The following is a 22,206-nucleotide window of genomic DNA, read 5'->3' as shown; positions in this document are numbered from 1 at the left end:
CGTCGGCGCGCTCACCGGATCCGCGCCGCGATCGCCGGCGCCGCCGCCCTCGCGGCGGTGGGTCTCGTGGGCGGCACGGCCGCGGCCGACGAGGCCGCGCCCGGCGACGCCCTCTACGGCCTCGACCGGGCGCTCGAGCGCCTCGGCCTCGGCGCCGGCGGCATGGACGAGCGCCTCGCCGAGGCGCTGCGCGTGGTCGAGGACGGCGACGACGAGGGCGCGCTCGCGCTGGTCGACGAGATCGTGTCCGAGGTGCTGACCGACGAGGAGATCGACGCCGCGAACGAGGAGCCCGAGGTCGACGAGGAGTCGCTCGACGCCGAGGCGGACTCCACGGGCGATGACGACGCCGCCGAGGGCGACGGCGCCGAGAAGGGCGACGTCGACGTCGACGGCGTGCTCGCCGACGGCCCGGGCGTCTCGCGCGAGGTGCACGAGTGCCTGCGCGACATCCTCGACTGGATGTCGACCACCGACGCCGAGGGCCGCGACTTCGGCCAGGGCGTGGCCGAGCGCTACCGCGACCTGCGCCACTCCTGGTTCGAGAGCCGCCACGGCAAGCGCCACCACGGTGACAAGGTCCTCGCCGAGGACGTGGACGGGACCACCGAGACCGAGGCCGAGGAGCCGGCGCTCGCCGAGGGCGACGAGGTCGCGCCCGACGCCAAGCCCGAGGCGTCCGACAAGCCCGAGCTCGCGGACCGGCCCGATGCGACCGAGAAGTCGGAAGGCGACTCGTGGAAGCGCGACGAGCGCACCCGCGACGACGAGTCGGCCGATGACGAGGACGCCCAGGAGGCGCCCGCCCGCGGTGAGCGCGGCGAGCGCGGCTCCCAGGGCGACCGCTCCGGCGGCTCCTCGGACGGCGAGCGTGCGAACCGCGGATCCGAGGGCTCGGACTCCGCTCGTGGCGGGTCGGACGCGGTGACCCGGACCGCCTTCTCGCGCTGATCCTTCGCGTGCGACGCCCCCGCGATGCGGGGGCGTCGTCGCGTCTCAGGCCGCCGCGAGAGCCTCGACGTCCGTCTCCGATGCGAGGCGCGCACGCCACAGGGCCTGCAGGTCGGCCGGCGGGACGCCGCACGCGGGATCGGCGACCGGGCGTCGCGGACGCCTGCGCGCGACGGCGTCGTACACCGCATCGCGCACCGGCCGCGGCACCGCGCGGATGAACGTGGCGGCGCGCCACGGCCATCGGAGATCCCGCGCGATGCGGGCCAGGGCATCGGTCCGGGTGAGCGCCTCGTGGCCGTCCCACACGACGATGGTCGACTCGGCCACCCCGCCGTCGAGTCCTGCGGCGGCGAGCGCCGCGGCACCGGGCGCGCCGGCGGAGCCCGCGATGAGGAACCTGCCGTCGGGGTCGTGGCGCAGCAGCCATGCGACGAAGCCGTTGCACAGCCCGCAGCCGCCGTCGAAGATCACGATCGCCCGCATCGCCTCAGGCTAACGGCGCCGCCCGGCGGCGCGGGCCCCTCGCGTCACAGCCGCGCGGTGGCCTTCTCGCGCAGCAGCGCGCCCCACGCGCGGGCCGCGTCGAGCTGGCCCTCGGTCAGCAGCGCCGCGGGCGTCGACGCCGTCGTGTGCAGGTGGACCGTGAAGCCGCGCGGCTCATCGAGCAGCGTGAGGCCGGCCGCTGTGAGCGCGTGGGCGATCGCCTTGGACGCGCCGTGCCCGAGCGGTCCGCGCACCCGGGTGTCGAAGGACGCGGCGAGGCGCGGGCCGCGGGGGAGGGTGGCGAGCCAGGTCCGCATCGGCGGATGGCTGAGATCCGCCTCGAGCTTGAACTCCCCTTGAGGCTTGGAGCCGGCGGACATCCGCGAGCGGTCCGTCGGCAGGCCCATCGCATGGACGGGCGCACCCGCGACCACGAGACGGGCGGGCGCGACGAGCTCCGGGCTCGCCTCGCCGGTGCTCAGGGCGCGCGCGCCCTCGCCCAGGCCCTCGGCGATGGCGTGGGCGACGGCGGCGGTGTTGCCGTACAGCGACTCGTAGACCACGACGTCCATGCTTGAGGATGCGCTCAGCCGGGCTCCGCGCGCCAGGGACCTAGGTCACCGCGACGTCAGGCGCGCCGGCGCATCGTCCCGCGTCAGGCGATGACGGTGCGCTGGAGCACCTCGGTGAGCTGGCGCGCCGCGTCCACGACGGCGCCCGCGTGGAGCGCGCCGGGGGACTGGGTGAGGCGCTCGACGGGGCCGGAGATGGAGACGGCCGCGATGACGGTGCCGGCGGCGCCCCACACGGGAGCGGAGACCGAGGCGACGCCGGGCTCGCGCTCGCCCGCGCTGTCGGCGTAGCCGTTCTGCCGCACGCGCTCGAGCTCCGCCGCGGTGAAGCGCGCGCTCGCGAGGCCGCGGTGCATGCGCTCGGGCTCCGCCCACGCGAGCAGGATCTTGGCGGCCGAACCCGCGGTCATCGTCATCGTGGTGCCGACGGGGATCGAGTCGCGCAGGCCCACCGGGCGGTCCGCGGCCGCGATGCAGATCCGCTCGTCCCCGTGCGGACGGTACAGCTGCGAGGACTCGCCGGTGCGGTCGCGCAGGACGGTGAGGACGGGCTGCGCCGCGGAGACGAGGCGGTCCTCGTTGACGGAGGCCGCGAGCTGCGCGAAGCGACGTCCCAGGACGAACGCGCCCGAGGAGTCCCGGCCCACCAGGTGGTGGTGCTCGAGGGCGAGGGCGAGCCGATGCACGGTCGGGCGCGCGAGGTGCGTCGACGCGACGAGCTCCGCGAGGGTGGCCGGTCCCTGCTCGAGGGCGCCGAGGATGGCCGCCGCCTTGTCAATGACTCCGACTCCGCTATGATTGTCCACGGACCGATACTAGCGTCTCAAAACATGAGATGTCGACTGGTGAAGGAGGACGCGATGGGAACCACCCTCGCCGAGAAGCTGTGGGAGAGCCATCTGGTCAGGAAGGGTGAGGACGGCGCGCCCGACCTCATCTACATCGACCTCCACATGTGCCACGAGGTGACGTCGCCTCAGGCCTTCGAGGGCCTCCGGCTCGCGGGGCGCCCCGTGCGCCGCCCGGACCTCACCATCGCGACCGAGGACCACAACACCCCGACGCTCGACATCGACCTGCCGATCGCGGACGAGACCTCGCGCATCCAGATCAACACGCTGCGCTCCAACGCCAAGGAGTTCGGCGTCCGGATCCACTCGCTCGGCGACGCCGACCAGGGCGTGGTGCACGTTGTGGGCCCGCAGCTCGGCCTCACCATGCCGGGCATGACCGTGGTGTGCGGCGACTCGCACACCTCTACTCACGGCGCCTTCGGCTCGCTGGCCTTCGGCATCGGCACCTCCGAGGTCGAGCACGTGCTCGCGACCCAGACGCTGCCCCTCAAGCCGTTCAAGACCATGGCGATCAACGTCGACGGCGAGCTGCCCGAGGGCAGCACCGCGAAGGACATCATCCTCGCGATCATCGCGAAGATCGGCACCGGCGGCGGCCAGGGCTACGTGCTCGAGTACCGCGGCGATGCGATCCGCGCCCTCTCCATGGAGGCGCGCATGACGATCTGCAACATGTCGATCGAGGCGGGCGCGCGCGCCGGCATCATCGCGCCCGACCAGACCACGTTCGACTACGTGCACGGCCGTCCGCACGCGCCCGAGGGCGAGGACTGGGACGCCGCGGTCGCGTACTGGAAGACGCTGGTCACCGACGAGGACGCCGTCTTCGACGCCGAGGTGACGCTGAACGCGGCCGACCTCGAGCCCTTCGTCACGTGGGGCACGAACCCCGGCCAGGGCCTGCCCCTGTCCGCGAGCGTGCCGGACCCCGAGCAGATCGCCGACGAGGTCGACCGCGAGGCCGCCGCCAACGCGCTCGAGTACATGGGCCTCACGCCCGGCACGCCGCTGCGCGAGATCGCGATCGACACCGTGTTCCTCGGATCGTGCACCAACGGCCGTATCGAGGACCTGCGCGCCGCCGCGGAGGTCATCCAGGGCCGCACCAAGGCCGAGGGCGTCCGCATGCTCGTGGTCCCGGGCTCGGCGCGCGTGCGTCTCCAGGCCGAGGCCGAGGGCATCGACCAGATCTTCAAGGACTTCGGTGCGGAGTGGCGCAACGCCGGCTGCTCGATGTGCCTCGGGATGAACCCCGACCAGCTGCGCCCGCAGGAGCGCTCGGCGTCGACGTCGAACCGCAACTTCGAGGGCCGCCAGGGCAAGGGCGGTCGCACCCACCTCGTGTCGCCGCTCGTCGCCGCCGCCACCGCGGTGCGGGGCACGCTGTCCAGCCCCGCCGACCTCGTCGACGCGCCCGCAGCGCTCGTCTGAACCGACCCGAAGGAGAACCGACATGGAGAAGTTCACCACGCACACCGGCGTCGGCGTCCCGCTGCGTCGCTCGAACGTCGACACCGACCAGATCATCCCCGCCGTCTACCTCAAGCGCGTCACCAAGACGGGCTTCGACGACGCGCTGTTCGCCGCCTGGCGCGGCGACTCCGAGTTCATCCTCAACCAGGAGGCCTACAAGAACGGCAGCGTCCTCGTGGCGGGCCCCGACTTCGGCACCGGCTCCTCGCGCGAGCACGCGGTGTGGGCGCTCAAGGACTACGGCTTCAAGGTCGTCATCGCCTCGCGCTTCGCGGACATCTTCCGCGGCAACTCCGGCAAGCAGGGCCTCCTCGCGGCCGTGGTGTCGCAGGAGAACGTCGAGCTGCTGTGGAAGCTGCTCGACGCGGAGCCCGGCAAGGAGATCACGGTCTCCCTCGAGGACCGTACGGTCACGTGCGGCGAGCTGACGGTGCCGTTCGAGATCGACGACTACGTCCGCTGGCGCCTCATGGAGGGCCTTGACGACATCGGCCTGACCCTCCAGCACGAGGAGGACATCACCGCCTTCGAGCAGACCCGCGCCGGCTGGCGTCCGAAGACGCTCCCGGCCAAGCACCTGCCGAGCGTCGAGATCGAGGCCGCGCGTCCCGTCGAGGCCTGACCCGAGCATCGTCCACGAGGGCCGCATCCCACCCCGGGGTGCGGCCCTCGTCGCGTCAGGACGATGCGGCTGCGTCTTCGACGGACCTCGGCGCGGTGCGCCGCCAGGCCACCGCGAGCACGATCACGAGGAGGACGTTGACCAGGGCGAGCGCGAACGAGGCGTCGGAGCCGTCGGCGGGATCGTCGGTCATGAAGGCGGTGAAGACGCTGAGGTCCCACGCGACGTGCACGAGCACGGGCACCATGAGGCCGCCCGAGACGCGGCGCGCGAAGTAGAGCACGAAGCCGAGCAGCGCCGAGAACACCACCTGCACCGGCCCGGCGAGGAAGTGGACCAGCCCGAAGGCGAGCGAGGACACGATCGCGACGCCGAGCTCGCCCATCCGCGCGCGGAGGAACACGATCCAGACGCCGCGGAACATCAGCTCCTCGCCCAGCGCGATCATGAGCACGCCGAGCGCGACCGCGGCGAAAGTGCCCGCGCCGGCGTCGCCCACGCGCTCCCAGTCGGCGAGCGCCGCCGCCGTGACCACGATCGCGAGCGGCGCGATCCATACCCAGCCGCGTACGCGGAGCCGCTCGTGGAGCACCGCGGGCCACCACCGCTTGAGCGTGATCGCGAGGGCGACGATCGCGGTGCCCACCGCATGGACGATCGCGACCTTGAGCCCCGCGTGCGCGTCGGGGAAGAGGCGTTCCGACTGCGAGTCGAGGAAGATCACGCTCACGAACGACGGCACCAGCAGGAACGCGATCAGCAGGCCGAGCAGGCCCGGCCAGGTCATCCGGCGCATCGTCTGCGGTTCACTCTCGGGCATCGTGGCGCTCCCTCTGCGTCTGGGGCGAACTTAGCAGGGACGATGCGCGGCGCAGCGGCGCGCGGCGGCCATCTGGCACAGTGGCGGGCATGACCGTGACGGACCTGCGCCCACCCGCGCTGCGTGCCGATGCCCGCTCGCTGGCGCGCGTCGCGGCGGCGGTGCTCGTGTGCGGCGCCGCGGTGCTGATGTTCGCCGTGCATGTGCGGCCGCTCGCGTACCTCCCGCTCGCGGCGGGGGTCGCGCTGGGGCTCGCGGTGGACCGAAGGCTGGGCCGCGACCTCGGCCTCATCGCGCTCGGGCAGGTCATCATCTCGGCCATCTCGCTCGAGGCGGACCTGTCCGATGCGGGGATGCTGCGCTTCACCGTCGCGCTGTCGCTCGCGGTGCTGGTGCCCACGCTGATCTCCCGGCGGGTGTTCCGGGACCCGACCATCACGTTCCCGATCGGGACGGGGCAGCGGTGGAGCAGGACCATGTGGATCTACCTCGCGGTCGTGATCGCCGTAGCGTACCTGCTGCTGCCGTACTACTTCATCTCCTCCGGCGCGTACCTCAACTGGCCGACCCTCGACGGTGGGGGAGACATCGCCCGGCTCTTCGTCGGCGTCAACGCGGTCGGGCTGTGGGACGAGCTGTTCTTCATCTGCGTCGTCTTCGCGATGCTCCGGCGGCACTTCCCGATGCCGCTCGCGAACGTCCTGCAGGCGATCGTGTTCGTCAGCTTCCTGTGGGAGCTGGGCTACCGCGAGTGGGGGCCGGCGCTCACCATCCCGTTCGCGCTCGTGCAGGGGTGGATCTTCGCGCGTACCAAGTCGCTGCCCTACGTGGTCGCGGTGCATCTGCTCTTCGACGCGATCGTGTTCGCGGTGCTCGTGCACGCGCATCACCCGGACCTGTTCGACGTGTTCGTGACGGCGCCGTGACCGGGCTGGACGCGCTCGCGACGCGCGCCGCGGGCCTCGCGCCCGGTGGGCGTGCTGTCCTCGGGATCTGCGGCGGTCCGGGAGCGGGCAAGTCGACGCTCGCGCGCTCCCTGGTCGCGGAGCTCGAGGCTCGCGGTACGGCGGCGGCGTATCTTCCGATGGATGGCTTCCACCTGCCCGCGGCGATGCTCGAGGCCCGCGGGCTCGCGGGCCGCAAGGGTGCGCCCGAGACCTTCGACGTCGATGCGTACGTCGCGCTGCTCCGAGAGGTTCGCGACGCCCGCGACGACGTGCGCGCGCCGGATTACGACCGCGCGCTTCACGACGTGGTGCCCGACGCCCTCGTCATCGGCGCGTCCGCGCGCGTGGTGGTGACCGAGGGCAACTACCTCGGCCTGGCCGCGGGCGGGTGGGAGCGTGTGCGGCCGGAGCTGGACGAGCTGTGGCTGATCGACGTGCCCTGGGAGGTCGCGCGCGAGCGGCTCGGCGCGCGGCGCGTGGCCACCGGCCGCGCCCGAGACGCGGCCGAGGCCTGGGTCGACACGGTCGACGCCGTCAACGCGCGGCTGGTGGAGAGCGCGCGGGCCCGCGCGGACCTGGTGATCCCCGGCTAGCGCTTTCACCCGGCCGGGACGCTCACCATGCTTCTGCGGCGCGGAAGGCGCCAGGCGGGACATTCACCTGCGCGCCGGTCGCGCTGGCGCAGGTGACCGTCCCGTGGAGGCCGATCTCGACCGAGAAAGCGTGGTGGTTGTCCCGGCCGAGCGGGGGCGGGGGAAAAGAGTCGCGGGCGGGGCGGGGAGGCTCAGCCGAGCCAGGCGCGCGTGCCGAAGGACCCCAGCGACTCGGCGACAACCGAGGCCGCGAAGGCGATGTCCTCGCCTAGCCGCGCATCGTCGCGTCCGAGTTCCGCGATCCGCCACGTGAGCGCTCCGTGGAAGAAGTCCCCGGCGCCGAGGGTGTCGATCACGGGGGAGACCGGCGGCACCTCGACCTCGCCCGCCCCCTGGGGCGAGCGCCACAGCACCGCGCCCGCGCCGCGGGTGATCACCGCCGTCCCGACGCCGAGCCCGGCCAGATGCGCGAGCACCGCCTCGGGCTCGCCGCGGGTGCCGGGCGGCGCGTAGTCGTCGGAGACGACCGCGATGTCGCAGGCCGCGGCCACGGAGTCCGTGTGCGGCTTGTGCGACCCGGCGTCGAGCACCACAGGGATCCCGGCGGCCCTCGCCCGGGCGGCCAGCGGAAGCGAGATCTCGGGGAAGTAGCCATCGATCAGCACCGCGCCGACGCCGTCGAGCGGCGCCTCGGTCACGGGCGCAAGCCCGCCGCCGGTCGCGACGCCCGAGGGCGACACCACGGCGCGGTCGCCGGTCGCACGCGTCACCATGATCGACGCGGTCACGGGCGGGCCGTCGTAGGAGGCCGCCGCGAGCACGTCGACTCCGCAGCGGGAGAGGTCGCCCGTCACCAGCGCCGTGAGCTCGTGGGCGGGGAGCGCGGTCACGAGCGTCGGCGCACCTCCGCATCGTGCGAAGGCCACGGCGGCGTTGGTGGCCGGCCCGCCCGCGCACACCGCGAACTCGAGCGCGGCGACCTTCTCGTTGGGGGAGGGGAGCCGCTCGACCAGCTGCACGATGTCGAGCGTCGCCAGGCCGGCGAACAGCGCGGATGTCGTCACGCCGTCAGCGTATCGACACCCTCCGATGCGGCCGCGGAGCCGGGCATGGGGGAAGATAGGCGCCATGACCGACTCCATCCGGGTCACCGGCGGGCGCCCCCTCACGGGCGACATCTCCGTCCGCGGTGCGAAGAACTTCGTGTCCAAGGCCATGGTCGCGGCGCTCCTGGGATCGACCCCGTCGACCCTGCGCAACGTCCCCGACATCCGCGACGTGGCCGTCGTCTCGTCCCTGCTGCGCCTGCACGGCGCCGGCGTGGAGTACGACGTCGACTCCGGCGTCCTCACCATGGACACCTCGGAGCTCGTGCGTGCCGACGCCGCGCAGATCGCCGCGCACGCCGGCTCGTCGCGCATCCCGATCCTCCTGTGCGGGCCGCTGCTGCACCGGCTCGGCGAGGCCGTCATCCCCGACCTCGGCGGCTGCCGCATCGGCGACCGGCCCATCGACTTCCACCTGGAGATCCTCCAGAAGTTCGGCGCGACCGTCACCCAGATGGAGGACGGCCTCTACCTCACCGCGCCGAACGGCCTCAAGGGCATCAAGCACAAGCTCGAGTACCCCTCGGTGGGCGCCACCGAGCAGCTGCTGCTCACCGCCGTCATGGCGGAGGGCATCACGCACCTCGAGGGCGCGGCCGTCGAGCCCGAGATCAAGGACCTCATCGACACGCTCCAGAAGATGGGCGCGATCATCTCGGTGTCGACCGACCGCTCCATCACCATCGAGGGCGTCGCGCGCCTCCACGGCTACGACCACGTCGCGCTCACCGACCGCATCGAGGTCGGCTCGTGGGCCGCGGCCGCGCTCGCGACCAAGGGCGACATCTTCGTGCACGGCGCGCAGCAGCGCACGATGGGCATGTTCCTCAACGTGTTCCGCAAGGTCGGCGGCGAGTTCGAGGTGGTGGGTGACGGCATCCGGTTCTACCACCCGGGCGGCGACCTCAAGTCGATCGCGCTCCAGACCGATGTGCACCCCGGCTTCATGACCGACTGGCAGCAGCCGCTCGTCGTGGCGCTCACGCAGGCCAAGGGCCTGAGCATCGTGCACGAGACGGTCTACGAGAACCGCTTCGGCTTCACCGACGCGCTCAACCAGATGGGCGCGCAGGTCCAGCTGTTCCGCGAGTGCCTGGGCGACGTCGCGTGCCGCTTCGGCGCGCGCAACTTCCAGCACTCCGCCGTGATCTCGGGCCCGACCCCGCTCGCGGCCGCCGACATCGAGGTCCCCGACCTGCGCGGCGGCTTCTCGCACCTCATCGCCGCGCTCGCGGCCGAGGGCACGTCGACGGTGCGCGGCATCGGCATCATCGACCGCGGCTACGAGGGCTTCCGTGACAAGCTGGCGGCGCTCGGGGCGGAGGTCGAGTAACCCGTGCCGACCCCTCCGTCACGCTTCTACCGCAACGCTGCGCGACCGCTCCAGGCGTTGCTGACGTCCGCGACACGCAAGGACTGGCACGGTGCCGAGCACCTGCCCAAGGACACCGGCTTCATCGCGGTGTCGAACCACCTGTCCTACGCGGACCCGCTCACGCTCGCGCATTTCCTCTACAACAACGGCCACCCGCCGCGGATCCTCGCGAAGGAGAGCCTGTTCCGGGCGCCGTTCATCGGCTGGCTGCTGCGCGGCTTCGACCAGATCCCCGTGCACCGCGGCACCTCGCGTGCGGCCGAGGCCGTCGACGCCGCCGTCGAGTACCTCGAGCGCGGCGACATGATCGCGATGTTCCCCGAGGGCACGCTCACGCGCGACCCCGACCTGTGGCCGATGGCGGCCCGCACCGGCGTCGCGCGCATGGCGCTGTCGACCGGCGTCCCGGTGGTGCCCGTGGCGCAGTGGGGCGCGCATCGGCTGCTGCCGCCGTACGGCAAGATGATCCACCCGATCCCGCGCAAGACCATCACCGTGGTCGCCGGCCCGCCCGTGGACCTCGACGACCTCCGCGGCGGCGACCTCGACACCGCGACCCTGCGCGAGGCCACGGATCGCATCATGACTACGCTGACAGGCATGGTCGCCGAGATCCGTGGGGAGACGCCTCCCGAGAAGCCGTTCGACATGCGGGCGTCCGGCGAAGGGCGGCCCGCCCGATGACGCGTGCGGCGGTGCTCGGCGCGGGCGCGTGGGGCACCACGTTCGCCGCCGTGATGGCCGATGCCGGCACCGACGTCCGCCTGTGGGGGCGCGACGCCGAGGTGGTGCGGTCCATCCGCGACGACCGGCTCCACGATCGCGCGATCCCCGGCGTCGAGCTGCCCGAGGGCATCCTCGCGACCACCGACATCGAGGAGGCGCTCACGGACGCCGACATCGTCGCCGTCGCGGTGCCCGCGCAGCACATGCGCGACATCGTCACGCCGTTCCGCGACCTGGTGCCCGACGGCGCCGTGGCCGTGTCGCTCATGAAGGGCATCGAGCTCGGCACGCACGCGCGCATGTCCGAGGTGCTCGGCGACGTCTGGGGCCTCGGCCCCGAGCGGCTCGCCGTGGTCTCGGGCCCCAACCTCGCGCGCGAGATCGCGCAGCGGCAGCCGACGGCGACGGTGATCGCGTCGCCCGACGCCGAGGCGGCGGAGCTGGTGGCCGCCTCGACCGCATCGTCCTACTTCCGGCCCTACACCAACGACGACCTCGTGGGCGTCGAGCTGTGCGGCGCGTACAAGAACGTGATCGCGGTGGGCGTCGGCATCACCGACGGCCTGGGCTTCGGCCACAACACCACCGCGACCGTGATCACGCGCGGGCTCGCGGAGATCACCCGCCTCGGCCTCGCGATCGGCGCCCGCCCGGAGACGTTCTCCGGGCTCGCCGGCATGGGCGACCTCATCGCGACGTGCGCGTCGCCGTTGTCGCGCAACCACACCCTCGGCGCGCACCTGGGCCGCGGTCGGACGCTCGACGAGGCGCTCGCGCTCACCACCGGCACCGCTGAGGGTGTGAAGACCGCGGCGGCGGTCCAGCAGCTCGCCGGGGACGCCGAGGTCGACGTGCCCATCTGCGACGGCGTGGTGACGATGCTCGCGGGCGAGGCTCCCGTCGAGGCCGTGATCGAGTCGCTCATCACCCGCCCGCGCAAGGCGGAGGTCGACTGATGACCAAGCCCACGGTGGCGGTGCTCTTCGGCGGCCGCTCGACCGAGCACGGCGTCTCGTGCGTCACCGCGGGAGGCGTGCTCGGCGCGATCGACCGCGACCGCTGGGACGTGCTCGCGATCGGCATCACCCGCGAGGGGCGCTGGACCGTGGCCTCGGACGACCCGGCCGACTGGCGCATCGTCGACGGGCGCATGCCCGAGGTGGCCGCGGACGATGCGACGGTGCTGCCGCCGTTCGAGGCGGGGTCGCGTGCATGGCGCGTCGTGGGGGCCGACGGCATCCGCGAGCTCGGCGACGTCGACGTGGTGTTCCCGCTGCTCCACGGCCCGTGGGGCGAGGACGGCACCGTCCAAGGCGCGCTCGAGCTCACCGACGTCCGCTACGTCGGGTCGGGGGTGTTCGCCTCCGCCGCGGGCATGGACAAGCAGCACATGAAGACGGTCTTCGCGAATGCGGGGCTGCCCGTGACGCCCGACGTCGTCGTGACGCCCGACCGCGGGATCGACGCCCAGCGGGAGGCGATCGAGGCGCTGGGGCTGCCGGTGTTCGTCAAGCCGGCGCGGGCCGGCTCGTCGATGGGCATCTCGAAGGTCTCCGACCTGTCGGCGCTCCCGGCAGCGGTCGCGGACGCGCAGCAGCACGACCCGAAGGTGCTGATCGAGGCGGCCGTGGTGGGTCGAGAGATCGAGACCGCCGTGCTCGCGACGCCCGGGGGGATCCTCACCTCGCCGGCGGGGGAGATCATCACCGGCGGCGACCACGAGTTCTACGACTTCGACGCCAAGTACCTCGACGAGGCCGCGGTGACGCTGCTGTGCCCGACCACGCTCGAGCCGGCCGTGGCCGCCACGGTCGCGGATTACGCCAAGCGTGCCTTCCGCGCGATCGGCGCGGAGTCGCTGGCCCGCGTCGACGTGTTCGTCACCGACGGTGGCGGCGTGATCGTCAACGAGATCAACACGATGCCGGGCTTCACACCGACGTCGATGTACCCGCGCATGGCTCAGGCGGCCGGGATCTCGTACGGCGAGCTGGTCGAGACGCTGCTCACGGTCGCGCTCGAGAGGCCCGTCGGCCTGCGCTGACCCCGGCGTCCGGCGCGCCGTTTCACTCCGGAGTCGCGGACGCGGGAGGAAACGCTTGGCGCCGATCCGCCACGAGCTGCGACGCGCCGGCGACCGAGAGGTCGACAGCGAAGGCCCAGGTGAATGCCATGGCGAAGTCGGCTGTGGTGCCGAGCCAGGCGTCGCTGAGGGTCCACCAGCCTACGAGCATCGCGACCACAGCTGCCAAGAGGAATTCGACGAGCCCGACCGCCCACCCCGCAGCCCGGAAGGCGATCCGCGCCACACGGAGATCCTGTGTGCCGATGCTTGCGAGCGCAACGAGGCCGCTTGCGGGAGCATCGGCGCCGATGGGAGGTGCAGACGCAACATTCGTGGAGCCGACCTCGCCTTCACGGTCTGATTCCCCGCTCAGGGTCTGCCTGGTCCGCTGCGCGACTGCCGCTGCGGCGGCATCGACGTTCCCAGCGGACAGGAGCGCCGCAGCCGTGGAGTCGACGCCGCGTATCGCGGCTAGCGCCCGCTCGCGATCGGCGAGGGCGCTCGCGAGGGGACTGAGGAGGTGTTCCACGATGTCGAGGCCGGGCTCCCACGCCTGAGCGGTGGCACGCGCCAATCCGCCGGACCGTGCGAAGTGAGCGCGCGCTTCGTCGTCGAACTCGGCGACCTGAGCGGCGTCGAGCATCGTGTCCGCGATTCTGTCGATCGCGTCGTTGATCACATCGCCGTAGCTTCCGATGCGGTGAGCTCCCGCGAGTGCCTCGTCGGCCAACGCGATCGCGTCTCGCGATTCATCCTCGGTTGTCGTTGCCTCGAGGAAGGTGCCGAGCACATCCAGCCGCGCTGCGATACCCTCGCCCGCGTCGTCCGAGTGAAGGGAACTCCGGGCGCGCTCGGTCACGTCGGCAACGTCTGTCCGCCACGCGTCGACGGCGTCACGAACGGCGGTGAGGGCGTCCTGGAGAGGACCAAGCGCGACTCTCGCGCCCGCCGCATCGCGGCTTTGCACGAGGGCGGCGCCGTCCGACAGGGCACGCTCCGCGGTGTTGCACGCGGCCTCGAGCGCCGGGCTGACGCCGGCGCGGCTGCGCAGCGCGAGCCGTACTCGCTCGTAGTCACTGGACACCTCAAGGAGACGCGCCTCCAAGTCCTTGTACGCTGCGGCGACCGCGTCGGCCTGGGCGGCGAGCACAGCGTCGAAGTCCTGACGTCGGGCTGGCGGAATCGCGGCAAGCGCCTGGTCGGCCACCTCGCGGAACTGCGTGTCGGGGCTCGCGGCGCGCAGCGCGCGGATGCGCGCGATGAGGTCGTCGCGTGCGGCTAGCCGCGACGTGCGCTCCCTCGCAAACGGGATGAGGTGCCGGACGAGCGTCCCGACCACCAGGCCGAACGCGATCGCCAGCAGCAGTGCTGCGTCGGTGAGCCTCGTCGTAACGGAGACCGGGATGTCGAGCGGTCCGGCGAGTTGAGGAGACGTAAGTTGCAGCGTCCGGTCGCTTCGGCCGGGCTCCGTGCCGTCGATCTCTATGGCGAGGTCGAGGTTGGCGCCCGGACCGGTCACGTTCTCGGCGGCGGTTGCGACGATGACGGGTCCCTCGGTCGCTTCGAGTTGGCGCGCGGTGACGTTCGCCAGCCATCCGTTGTCGCCCACCGCGACACGGATCGACGAGGGGTCGACGGTGCCGGCCATGTGGTCCAGGCACCCCATCCGCAGGAGGACGCAGGCGATGCCTTCGAGCGGGATCTCGTGCGTCACCGTGACCTTCGAGGGCGCGGACACCTCGGTCGGATCGCGGGTGACCTGCCAGACCAAGACCTGCGTGACGTCGCCGTGGGTGAGCGCGATCTCGACGTCGTAGGTCCCGGACTCGTCCGTCGCGCCCCCCTTCACAGTCAGGAGGAGCCGGGCAGGCGGGCTGTCGGCCCAATCCACGGTCGCGAAGGCGTCAGGATCTCCAAGATCGACCGTGCCTCGGCTCACATGCGTCACCGTGGGGAGTATCTCAGTGAGCGTCACGCCGTCTGCCGGCGACACCAGCACCGATAGCTGGACGTCAGTGCTTCGGTGCGGCGGCAGAGTCGCCTGCGTGCTGCCGGTCACCTCGACCAGCGTGTCGGCGGGGCTGGCGGCAGCCGTGAGCACGATCGCACCCGCGAGCGAGGCGAGGACGGCTCCCGCGCGCGACGCTGCCCGTCGGAATGCGTGCTGCCTGCTAGGCGTGCGGAAGGTGGTCATTTCGGCCCTCACACCAGCACGAGGCCGGCGGGTCCGAGCGCCGTGAACGCGAGCCCGCGGGTATCGCCTTGGTCGACAACCAAGCTTCGCCGCGTTGCGAAGACCGCATCGCCGAACCCTGCGCGCTTGGTCGCGGGCGTATCGGCGGCGGTCATAGCGCGGATGAGTGAGAGCGCGAAGGTCGAGGCGACGTCGGACTCGATGTCGCACTCGGTACCGACGATGGCCCCCGCGTGGACAGTGTCGAAGGCGGTCAGCAGACTCGTCAGCTGCGCCGCCGCCACCTCGACCGATCCGCAGGCGAGCAGCAGCACCAGTGGTCGTGTCGCCTGCCACGGGTCCGACCTGACCGCGACGCCCTGCAGCAGCGCATCGTTGAGCCAACGTTCCCGCCCCGCGATGCCGATGCGATCGCCCGCGGGCTCGCCGGCCTTGCTCGCGTGCGCGAAGTGCCCCAGTACCAGTACCACGCCGGGCACGGGGTCATCGAAGGCTTGCGACTTGAACGATTCCATCGGGCCGAGGTGCGTGAGCGGACCGACGCCGACGAGGGCGTCGAGGGCTGTGACGAGCGTCTCGGTCGCGCGGTCGGGCTTGACTCCGATAGACGAGAGTACGCCGCCGGGGGCGAGCGGTACCTGTGGGGCAGGTGACCGTCCTGCGCGGTCCGGAAGCAGTTCCTCGACGAGATGACGCAGGCCCCAGAAGCCGTAGATGCAGACCGCCCCGTCGTCGGGGCCGTGGCCGCATGGGGCCTCTCCTGACCGCCCCAGGCACACGTCGGGTCGGGGCGCTCCGACGATGTCCGCGGGAAGGTCCCAGTCGTAGACGAGCGACCACGGCAGCCCCGTGTTCGCGTCGACGCGCGTGATCTGTACCGTGTCGCCGGTCGAGGCGCGCAGCGCCCTCAGTGCGGCCCTCATCTCGTCATCGACCCGTTGGAAGAGGCCGGTGAAGAGCCTTGCCCCCTCGCGCGCGAGCGCCCACACCGCGTCCGCCGCCGCTTCGGCTTCCGGTGGCCCGCCCGTGCCCCGCAGGGCCTCGCGGACGCGCCGCGCCGCAGCCGTGATCGTTTCGGGTGCGAAGGGCACCATCCCCGTGGCGTTCTCGCGCTTGAGGAACAGGCGATGGTCGCCGGCGTGGTCGTTAAGCACCATGCTGAGGCTGCGGGGCGCGAGCGCATCGAGGTCATCCCAATCGTGGGTGAGGCTGTGCTCGAGCCGAGCGGTCACGTCGTCTTCTCCGCCTACGTCCGGAACTGCTTCCGGCGGTGCTACTCGCGCGTCGAGGATGAACGTCTGGACCAGATGATCGCGGAAGTAGACGCACACACGGATCCACGCGGAGGTGCTCGAGACGGGTGTGCGCACGTCGAACGAGGCGACGTCTGAGCCACCTGCGCGTGGCAGCGTGATGCGCTGTGTCCGCGTGTCAGGCATGTCGAATGAGTCTGAGAAGATGCTGACGTCCAGGTCGTGTCCCGCGCTCAAGTCGGGCAGCATGAGGTCGATGGGCTCCACGGGACCAGCGACGAGGCTCGCCGGGCTGGGCGCGCCGATCTGCACTTCGAGCGCATATCGGCTGCCCGGCAGCAGCGGCATATCGCGGCCGACGTAGACAGAGCGCGCGAAGGGCGCCACGGTCAGGTCACCGTGCCGCAAGCGGATGTCGACCACGCGTGGTGTGGGGCTGGTGAGAAGACGTTCGGGTTGCTGGTTCCCGAGCCAGCGCTCGAGTTCGTGCCCGCGCTCCAGGCGGATCTGCGCGCGCCGTAGCGGAAGCAGCCCCTCGGTCTCGTGGTTGAAGGAGACCTCGGTGAGACGCATATCTGCGCGCAGTTCGGCCAACGGGTCACTTGAGCGCGCGGTGTGTGCCTGCCGGTCGAGAAAACGGCGGATCATCGCCGGCGGATCGGACAGGCTGTCGAGGCGCTCGAACGTGTCGGAACGGAGCTCTCCCACACGCGAGATGAGCGCCGTTTCTTCGCGCTCGAGGTCGTCCCACACAGTGCTCAGCCGCAGGTCGTGCACCGTCTCCGGAGAAGCAACGAGGTCGAGCACGGCGCGGGTGCGACGGATGGTCTCCGCCACCGCGTCGTGGAGCGGCAGGTCATGGCTGAGCGCATCGAGCAAGACCTCCACGATCTCGATCGCGGAGACAGTGACAGTGCCGGGCACCACCACTGCGCTGCGTGCCCAGGCCGGGGCGATGGCGAGGGTCTCGAGCGAGCCTCCTGCGCCATCGGTGAGCACTATGGCCAGCGCGACCTCGCCCTTGGGTATCGAGCGGAGCAGCGCCAGGTCGTCGCGGTGCGCGATCGTGACGTCCGCCCCGCCCAGGGCGAGCATATCGCCGGCGACGTCGACCGCTGGCAGAAGGGTCACCTCGGCGGGGGCCCTCTCGACCGGTTCGAAGTCGACGCTCCGCAGCCAAGCGAGGTTGCGGGCGCGCAGGTCGAGCATCGTGTCTTGGCCGGCCATTCCGACCGCGGTGATTCTGAGCGGGAGAGCGAATCTCGGCGCGGGTGCCGACGGGCCCCCGGGTGGCATGGTCGCGACCACGATGCTACGACGATCGCCAAGCGACCCCAGGTTGTGGCTCACCTGTTCCGCGCCGATGGCCGCGAGAATTGCGTCGCCGAGGGGGAGTGCCGCGATCGCGTCCTCAGCGTCGACGAAGAGCGGCGCTGCGGGCTCCCACGTCTCGGAGCGGAAGTCCCCGAGTCGCTCCGATACGCCCAGGATCATCTGCACAAGCCGGGACGAGAACGCGAGCGTCCAGCTGGTGGTTGAGGCGGCGGGCTTCGAGGTCCACTCTGGGCCCCATGTGCTTGGCCGCAGGTGGTCAGGTGGGCCGTCGGCGCGGCGGCCCCTGTCGTCGATCGCGTCGAGCGCGACGATGCCGTCCGGCCTTAGCCTGGCAGTCACCCGCACCCATGCGCGTGGGACTTCTCGCTCCATGGCGCCCCCCGGGTCCACTGCGATGTGGCATATGTCCGTTGACGAGCATAATCCGCGACGCGCTTCAGGGGGAAGGTGTGCGTCGCGGGCGTCCGTGCGCGCTGTCAGAAGGGGTGAGGGTCAGCGGCACTCGAGGCCGTTGGACGGCGCGCGCGACACCGCCGCCGACGCCTCCGCGAGCACGTCGCCGACGGCATCCTGCGCACGCTCCTTGGGCACCAGCAGCTCGACGGCGGGGGAGCGTCCGAAGCTCACCGCGCGCCACCGCTCGTCCTCGTCGATGACGAGCCAGTCGACGGTCCCGCCCGTGCCCTCGATCGACAGGCACTGCTCGGTGCTGGGTCCGGGCGGCTCGACGCCGCAACGCATGACCAGCGGGAACTCGTCGCCCCACGTGGCCGTCGCCTGGGAGGTGGTCTCGTGGTACTCGAGCCCGCCGAGCACGTCCGGCACGGCGAGCATCACGCGCGCGCAGTCGGGGTCCGCCGCGTAGGGTGCCGCGTCCACCGGCACGGGGCTCGCGCAGGCCGCCAGAGGCGCGACGAGCGCGAGCGTCAGCAGGGCGCGGAGAGGGGGCATGGGGGAAGCCTAGGCCGCCGGCGCGGCGGCGGAGGCCTCGCCGGCGGGGTCGGCGGTGGCGACGTCATCGGCGGTCGCCTCGTCCCGGTGGAGGACGATGCGGTCGCGGCCGGCCCGCTTGGCGCGGTACATGGCGGCATCGGCGCGGCGCATCGCCTCCTCGAAGCTCTCGCCGGGCGCGCGCATCGCGATGCCGTAGCTCGCGGTGAGGGGATGGGCGCCGTCGGCGACGCGGAGGCGCGCGCAGGCGCGCCTGACGGACTCGAGGCGGGCCGCGGCATCGTCCGGTCCTGCCACGTCGAGCACGAAGGCGAACTCCTCGCCGCCCAGGCGGCCCGCGAGGTCGCGCGGTCCGAGCCCGCGCCGGACGGCTCCCGCGAAGGCCTGGAGCGCGCGGTCGCCCGCGGCGTGGCCGTGCGTGTCGTTGAGGTGCTTGAAGCGGTCGAGGTCGGCGACGACCACCGCGACCGGACCCTGCCGCGCGGCGAGGCGCACGCGCGCACGACGGTCGAGCTCCGCGCGGTTGTGCAGGCCGGTGAGGGCGTCGCGCGTCGCCTTGATGCGGAGCTCGATCATGCGCTCGACCTGGCCGAGCTCGCTCATGGTGAAGGTGGCGACCACCAGCAGGACGAGCACCACGAGGGCGTTGGCGCTCGCACCCGCGTAGTCGAGGTACACGGGGCTCGACGGGCCGAGCGCGACGAGCGCGCCGACCCGCCACACGTAGAACAGTGCGAGGATCGACACCGCGACGGCGAGGCCGGTGACCGCGACGGTGCCGTGCGTCGAGGCGCCGTGCGCACCGGCCCCGGACGGGGCGAACCGGGTCCGCCACAGCCGGATCGCCGCGAGCGTGAACAGCGCCGCCATGGTCGCGAGCGTCACGACGGCGCCCGCCCCGGTCCCGAGGGACGGCGCGGTGAGCACGGTGGCGGCGACCGCGACGGCGGGTCCGGAGGCGATGTGGAGCCAGCCGGTGCGCGCGTGATCGAGCGCCCGCGCCGCGCCCCACGCGCATGCGGCGGTGGCGGCGCCGAGGCCGTTGCCGAGGCCGACCGCGACGGCGTGCCCGGTCACGGCGCTGAGGAGGTCGACGACGCTGCTGGCGCCGGCCAGGACGAGGAGAGCCATCCACCAGCCGGCGTACCGGCTCCGCGTGCGCAGGAAGAGGCCGAGGAACGACCGCACGAGCAGCGTCCCTGACACGAGCATCAGGACGACATTGAGTGTCATTTCGTCCAGCACCGACTCAGGTTAGCCTGCGCTTCCTTGCCGACCGTGCGGGAAGCAGGCATCTCGGACGTGCGATGCGTCACACCCGCGGCGGCTCGCGCGCCGAAGGGGCTCAGGCGAGGGTGGAGGGGGTCGCCGTCGCGTCGACCTCGACGCGGTCGCGGCCGCCGTTCTTCGCGCGGTACATCGCGGCGTCGGCGCGGAGCAGGGCGTCGTCGAGACCCTCGCCGGGCGTCATGACGGCCAACCCGTAGCTCGCGGTCGGGAGGGGACCGCCGTCGGGCATCCGGTGCAGGGTGCAGGCGTGGCGGACCGCATCGACGCGTGCGAGGGCCGCGGCGGTGTCGCCGGTGCCGAGCACGATGCCGAACTCCTCGCCTCCCAGGCGGCCGGCGATGTCGCGGGGGCCGAGGGCGCGCCGCATCGCGTCCGCGAAGGCCGTCAGCGCGATGTCGCCGACGGCGTGGCCGTGGCTGTCGTTGAGCCGCTTGAAGTGGTCGAGGTCCGCGACGATGATCGTGGCGCCGCCGCGGCGGCGCTCGAGCCGCGCGGTCGCGCGCCGCTCGAACTCGCGGCGGTTGTACAGGCCGGTGAGGGAGTCGCGGGTGGCGCGGTCCTGCAGCTCCACCATGCGCTCGACCTGGCTCAGCTCGCTCATGGTGAAGGTCACCACGACGAGGACCACCAGCAGCGCGAGGGCGTTCGCCGATACCCCGGCGAAGGTGTCGAAGACCTCGCTCGTCGGGCCGTGCGTGACGTACAGGACGGCCCGCAGCGCGTAGAAGCCCGACAGCGCGGCCACCGCGACGTCGAGCACGCTGATCGCCGTGAGCGCGTTCGACGTCGAGTACCGGCCGCCGGTGGCCGCGTGCTCGCGTCGCAGCCGCCGCAGGCCCAGCGCGGCGCCGGCGAAGTACGCGCTCATGACGACCATCGTGGGCGCCGTGCCCGCCCAGTAGCCGGCCGAGGGCAGCTCCACGAGCGTCGCGGCGCAGGCGAGCGCAGGGCCGACCGTGGTGCCCCACAGCGGCGTCGGACGGTTGTGCAGCGCGCGCGTCGCGCCCCAGGCGCACGCCGCGGAGAGCGCGCCGGAGGCGTTCGACAGCGGGACCGTGAAGTCGAGGTTCGCGTCCGTGATGGCTACGGTGACCGCGTTGCTCGCGGCCGCCGTGATGAGCAGCCCGATCCACCAGGTCGAGTACCGCGTGCGGTCGCGAAGGTAGACGCTGAAGAAGGACAGGACCAGCAGCGTCGCGGACACGAGCGTGAGCGCGATGTTGAGAGTGAGCTGGTCCAGCACGCCGCCAGGCTAATCGGCGGGATGCCGCGGGGACGTGCACCCGGGGTATGGGCTTCGTCACACCCGTAACGTCGCGCGACGGCGAGCGAAGAGGGGCGTCGGGCGCGGTGCGGCGCGTGCTCAGCGGGCGCCGTGGACCACCACGCGGTCGCGGCCGTCCCGCTTCGCCTGGTACATCGCGGCGTCGGCGCGACGGAGCGCCTGCTCGAAGCTCTCGTCGGGCGCCACGGCCGCGATGCCGTAGCTCACGGTGGGGGCGCCGGCCCCCGCGGAGCCCGCGAGCTCCGCGAACTCGAGCCGGAGCGCCTCGATGCGGGACTGCGTCGTCCGCACGTCGTCCGTGGCGAGCAGGATCGCGAACTCCTCGCCGCCGAGCCGGCCGGCGACGTCCCGCGGCCCCAGCGCGTGACGGGTCGCGGTGCCGAAGGCCTCGAGCGCGCGATCGCCCGCGGCGTGCCCGTGCGCGTCGTTGAGCGCCTTGAAGTGGTCGAGGTCCGCGACGACGAGCGTCGAGCGTCCCCGGCGCTCCTCGAGACGCACGGAGGCGCGCCGCTCGAACTCGGCGCGGTTCCACGTGCCCGTGAGCGCGTCGCGGGTGGCGCGGATCTCGAGATCGAAGACCCGCTCCGCCTGGCTCAGCTCGGTCATGGTGAACGTCACCACCACGAGAGCGACGATGAGCACGAGCGTGGTCGGGATGGTCCCCGCCAGATCCTCGAAGAGCGCGTCGTCGGGGCCGACCGCCACGAACAGGAGGGTGCGGACCGCGTAGAGCGCGCTGAGGGAGCCGACGCCGAAGCCCAGCACCATCGTCGCCCGGTCGGCGCCGGCGGACGAGTAGCGGCCGCCGCTGTCACGGTGCACCTGGCGGACGCGCCACATCGCGTGGGCCGCGAGCCCGAAGTAGCCCGCCGTGGCGGCCAGGAAGATCGCGCCGCCCGCCCAGATGTCCGTCGCGGGGGAGTCGAAGGCGGTCACCACGAGCACCCCGGCCGGAGCGGCCGCCAGCCGGAGCCTGCCGGTGCCAGCGCCCCGCAGCGACCGCGCGGCGGCCCACGTGAACACCGCGCCCGTCACGCTGATCGCGTTGGCGGCTGGAGTGGAGAGCGCCTGCACCGAGGTCCCGTTGAGGGTGTAGAGCGCGGTCCCGATCGCGACCATCACCAGCGCCGCCGACCACCAGCCCGAGAAGCGGGAGCGATCGCGCAGGTAGACGCCTGCGTAGGACAGGACGAGGAGGGTCGCGGCCACGGCGGTCATGGCGACGCGCAGCGTGAGCGGGTCGAGCACCTGAGCAGGCTAGCGGGTCGGCGGCGCGAGCGATAGGGCCTGGTTCCTCGTGCATCGTCG

At 72.4% G+C, this 22,206-nt stretch carries 19 protein-coding genes and 1 pseudogene; 9 read left to right on the top strand and 11 right to left on the bottom strand.

The window, feature by feature from the left end; genetic code table 11:
* Nucleotides 1–951, top strand: a pseudogene (locus tag TR42_RS15080) (hypothetical protein); the annotation flags it as partial.
* Between the two features lie 45 nt (nt 952–996).
* Here the strand turns inward: TR42_RS15080 and TR42_RS12960 are convergent.
* The 3 genes from TR42_RS12960 to TR42_RS12950 all read right to left on the bottom strand — a co-directional run bounded on the left by TR42_RS12960 (nt 997) and on the right by TR42_RS12950 (nt 2,815).
* On the bottom strand, nt 997–1,437 hold the full coding sequence (locus TR42_RS12960; RefSeq protein ID WP_042216575.1) for a thiol-disulfide oxidoreductase DCC family protein: 441 nt from the start codon (nt 1,435–1,437) through the stop codon (nt 997–999).
* A 44-nt stretch (nt 1,438–1,481) separates the two neighbouring features.
* Entirely contained in the window at nt 1,482–2,009 is a 528-nt protein-coding gene (locus TR42_RS14465; RefSeq protein WP_074789127.1) for a flavodoxin family protein, read from the bottom strand.
* 83 nt (nt 2,010–2,092) lie between these two features.
* Nucleotides 2,093–2,815 carry an IclR family transcriptional regulator gene (locus TR42_RS12950; protein ID WP_042216573.1) on the bottom strand — a complete coding sequence of 241 codons (723 nt, stop codon included), beginning with the start codon at nt 2,813–2,815 and terminating at the stop codon, nt 2,093–2,095.
* A 54-nt stretch (nt 2,816–2,869) separates the two neighbouring features.
* On the opposite strand from TR42_RS12950, the gene leuC reads away from it, so the two are divergent.
* Both leuC and leuD read left to right on the top strand, forming a co-directional pair.
* Nucleotides 2,870–4,294 (top strand): 3-isopropylmalate dehydratase large subunit, encoded by a 1,425-nt coding sequence (leuC, locus tag TR42_RS12945; protein ID WP_042216600.1) that lies wholly within the window; start codon nt 2,870–2,872, stop codon nt 4,292–4,294.
* A gap of 22 nt (nt 4,295–4,316) precedes the next feature.
* Nucleotides 4,317–4,958, top strand: a complete 642-nt coding sequence (leuD, locus tag TR42_RS12940; protein ID WP_042216571.1) for a 3-isopropylmalate dehydratase small subunit — start codon at nt 4,317–4,319, stop codon at nt 4,956–4,958.
* 55 nt (nt 4,959–5,013) lie between these two features.
* Here the strand turns inward: leuD and TR42_RS12935 are convergent, their stop codons facing one another.
* Nucleotides 5,014–5,745 (bottom strand): CPBP family intramembrane glutamic endopeptidase, encoded by a 732-nt coding sequence (locus TR42_RS12935; RefSeq protein WP_042216568.1) that lies wholly within the window; start codon nt 5,743–5,745, stop codon nt 5,014–5,016.
* Between the two features lie 122 nt (nt 5,746–5,867).
* Between TR42_RS12935 and TR42_RS12930 the strand changes: the two genes are divergently transcribed.
* The gene (locus tag TR42_RS12930; protein WP_042216566.1) at nt 5,868–6,704 is read left to right on the top strand and encodes a CPBP family intramembrane glutamic endopeptidase; all 837 of its coding nucleotides are present in this window, start codon (nt 5,868–5,870) and stop codon (nt 6,702–6,704) included.
* Entirely contained in the window at nt 6,701–7,318 is a 618-nt protein-coding gene (locus tag TR42_RS12925; protein WP_042216564.1) for a nucleoside/nucleotide kinase family protein, read from the top strand. The genes TR42_RS12930 and TR42_RS12925 overlap by 4 nt, the downstream gene beginning before the upstream one ends.
* Nucleotides 7,319–7,509: 191 nt before the next feature.
* Here TR42_RS12925 and TR42_RS12920 read toward each other — a convergent pair whose 3' ends face one another.
* Complete coding sequence (locus TR42_RS12920) at nt 7,510–8,382, bottom strand: PfkB family carbohydrate kinase (RefSeq protein WP_042216562.1); 873 nt, start codon at nt 8,380–8,382, stop codon at nt 7,510–7,512.
* A gap of 64 nt (nt 8,383–8,446) precedes the next feature.
* On the opposite strand from TR42_RS12920, the gene murA reads away from it, so the two are divergent.
* From murA to TR42_RS12900, 4 genes are read left to right on the top strand one after another with little or no spacing between them, the layout of a single operon-like run.
* Nucleotides 8,447–9,757 (top strand): UDP-N-acetylglucosamine 1-carboxyvinyltransferase, encoded by a 1,311-nt coding sequence (murA, locus tag TR42_RS12915; RefSeq protein WP_042216560.1) that lies wholly within the window; start codon nt 8,447–8,449, stop codon nt 9,755–9,757.
* A gap of 3 nt (nt 9,758–9,760) precedes the next feature.
* Nucleotides 9,761–10,483 carry a lysophospholipid acyltransferase family protein gene (locus TR42_RS12910; RefSeq protein WP_042216558.1) on the top strand — a complete coding sequence of 241 codons (723 nt, stop codon included), beginning with the start codon at nt 9,761–9,763 and terminating at the stop codon, nt 10,481–10,483.
* Nucleotides 10,480–11,481: an NAD(P)H-dependent glycerol-3-phosphate dehydrogenase gene (locus tag TR42_RS12905; RefSeq protein ID WP_042216556.1), complete on the top strand. Its 1,002-nt coding sequence runs from the start codon at nt 10,480–10,482 to the stop codon at nt 11,479–11,481. The genes TR42_RS12910 and TR42_RS12905 overlap by 4 nt, the downstream gene beginning before the upstream one ends.
* Entirely contained in the window at nt 11,481–12,569 is a 1,089-nt protein-coding gene (locus tag TR42_RS12900) for a D-alanine--D-alanine ligase family protein (RefSeq protein ID WP_042216554.1), read from the top strand. The genes TR42_RS12905 and TR42_RS12900 overlap by 1 nt, the downstream gene beginning before the upstream one ends.
* Before the next feature lie 22 nt (nt 12,570–12,591).
* On the opposite strand, the gene TR42_RS12895 is transcribed toward TR42_RS12900, so the two are convergent.
* The 6 genes from TR42_RS12895 to TR42_RS12870 form a co-directional block, all read right to left on the bottom strand.
* Entirely contained in the window at nt 12,592–14,784 is a 2,193-nt protein-coding gene (locus TR42_RS12895; protein ID WP_042216553.1) for a hypothetical protein, read from the bottom strand.
* Between the two features lie 8 nt (nt 14,785–14,792).
* Complete coding sequence (locus TR42_RS12890; protein ID WP_143058883.1) at nt 14,793–17,744, bottom strand: hypothetical protein; 2,952 nt, start codon at nt 17,742–17,744, stop codon at nt 14,793–14,795.
* Nucleotides 17,745–17,864: 120 nt separating this feature from the next.
* Nucleotides 17,865–18,323 (bottom strand): DUF3515 family protein, encoded by a 459-nt coding sequence (locus TR42_RS12885; protein ID WP_042216549.1) that lies wholly within the window; start codon nt 18,321–18,323, stop codon nt 17,865–17,867.
* Between the two features lie 9 nt (nt 18,324–18,332).
* Nucleotides 18,333–19,535, bottom strand: coding sequence for a GGDEF domain-containing protein (locus tag TR42_RS12880; protein ID WP_042216548.1), 1,203 nt, complete (start codon nt 19,533–19,535; stop codon nt 18,333–18,335).
* 133 nt (nt 19,536–19,668) lie between these two features.
* Complete coding sequence (locus TR42_RS12875; RefSeq protein WP_042216546.1) at nt 19,669–20,856, bottom strand: GGDEF domain-containing protein; 1,188 nt, start codon at nt 20,854–20,856, stop codon at nt 19,669–19,671.
* A 120-nt stretch (nt 20,857–20,976) separates the two neighbouring features.
* Complete coding sequence (locus TR42_RS12870; protein ID WP_052406112.1) at nt 20,977–22,146, bottom strand: GGDEF domain-containing protein; 1,170 nt, start codon at nt 22,144–22,146, stop codon at nt 20,977–20,979.
* Nucleotides 22,147–22,206 lie beyond the last annotated feature (60 nt).

The organism is Demequina mangrovi (assembly GCF_000759715.1).
Lineage (GTDB): Bacteria > Actinomycetota > Actinomycetes > Actinomycetales > Demequinaceae > Demequina > Demequina mangrovi.
The sequence above is the reverse complement of the archived record's forward strand: the minus strand, read 5'-3'. Positions and strand labels throughout refer to the sequence as shown.

Excerpts from the sequence above, each read along its gene's own strand:
- TR42_RS12960 (WP_042216575.1), bottom strand. The coding sequence starts at position 1,437 with ATGCGGGCGATCGTGATCTTCGACGGCGGCTGCGGGCTGTGCAACGGC.
- TR42_RS14465 (WP_074789127.1), bottom strand. The coding sequence starts at position 2,009 with ATGGACGTCGTGGTCTACGAGTCGCTGTACGGCAACACCGCCGCCGTC.
- leuC (WP_042216600.1), top strand. The coding sequence starts at position 2,870 with ATGGGAACCACCCTCGCCGAGAAGCTGTGGGAGAGCCATCTGGTCAGG.
- leuD (WP_042216571.1), top strand. The coding sequence starts at position 4,317 with ATGGAGAAGTTCACCACGCACACCGGCGTCGGCGTCCCGCTGCGTCGC.
- TR42_RS12935 (WP_042216568.1), bottom strand. The coding sequence starts at position 5,745 with ATGACCTGGCCGGGCCTGCTCGGCCTGCTGATCGCGTTCCTGCTGGTG.
- TR42_RS12930 (WP_042216566.1), top strand. The coding sequence starts at position 5,868 with ATGACCGTGACGGACCTGCGCCCACCCGCGCTGCGTGCCGATGCCCGC.
- murA (WP_042216560.1), top strand. The coding sequence starts at position 8,447 with ATGACCGACTCCATCCGGGTCACCGGCGGGCGCCCCCTCACGGGCGAC.
- TR42_RS12905 (WP_042216556.1), top strand. The coding sequence starts at position 10,480 with ATGACGCGTGCGGCGGTGCTCGGCGCGGGCGCGTGGGGCACCACGTTC.
- TR42_RS12900 (WP_042216554.1), top strand. The coding sequence starts at position 11,481 with ATGACCAAGCCCACGGTGGCGGTGCTCTTCGGCGGCCGCTCGACCGAG.
- TR42_RS12895 (WP_042216553.1), bottom strand. The coding sequence starts at position 14,784 with ATGACCACCTTCCGCACGCCTAGCAGGCAGCACGCATTCCGACGGGCA.
- TR42_RS12890 (WP_143058883.1), bottom strand. The coding sequence starts at position 17,744 with ATGGAGCGAGAAGTCCCACGCGCATGGGTGCGGGTGACTGCCAGGCTA.
- TR42_RS12885 (WP_042216549.1), bottom strand. The coding sequence starts at position 18,323 with ATGCCCCCTCTCCGCGCCCTGCTGACGCTCGCGCTCGTCGCGCCTCTG.
- TR42_RS12880 (WP_042216548.1), bottom strand. The coding sequence starts at position 19,535 with ATGCTCGTGTCAGGGACGCTGCTCGTGCGGTCGTTCCTCGGCCTCTTC.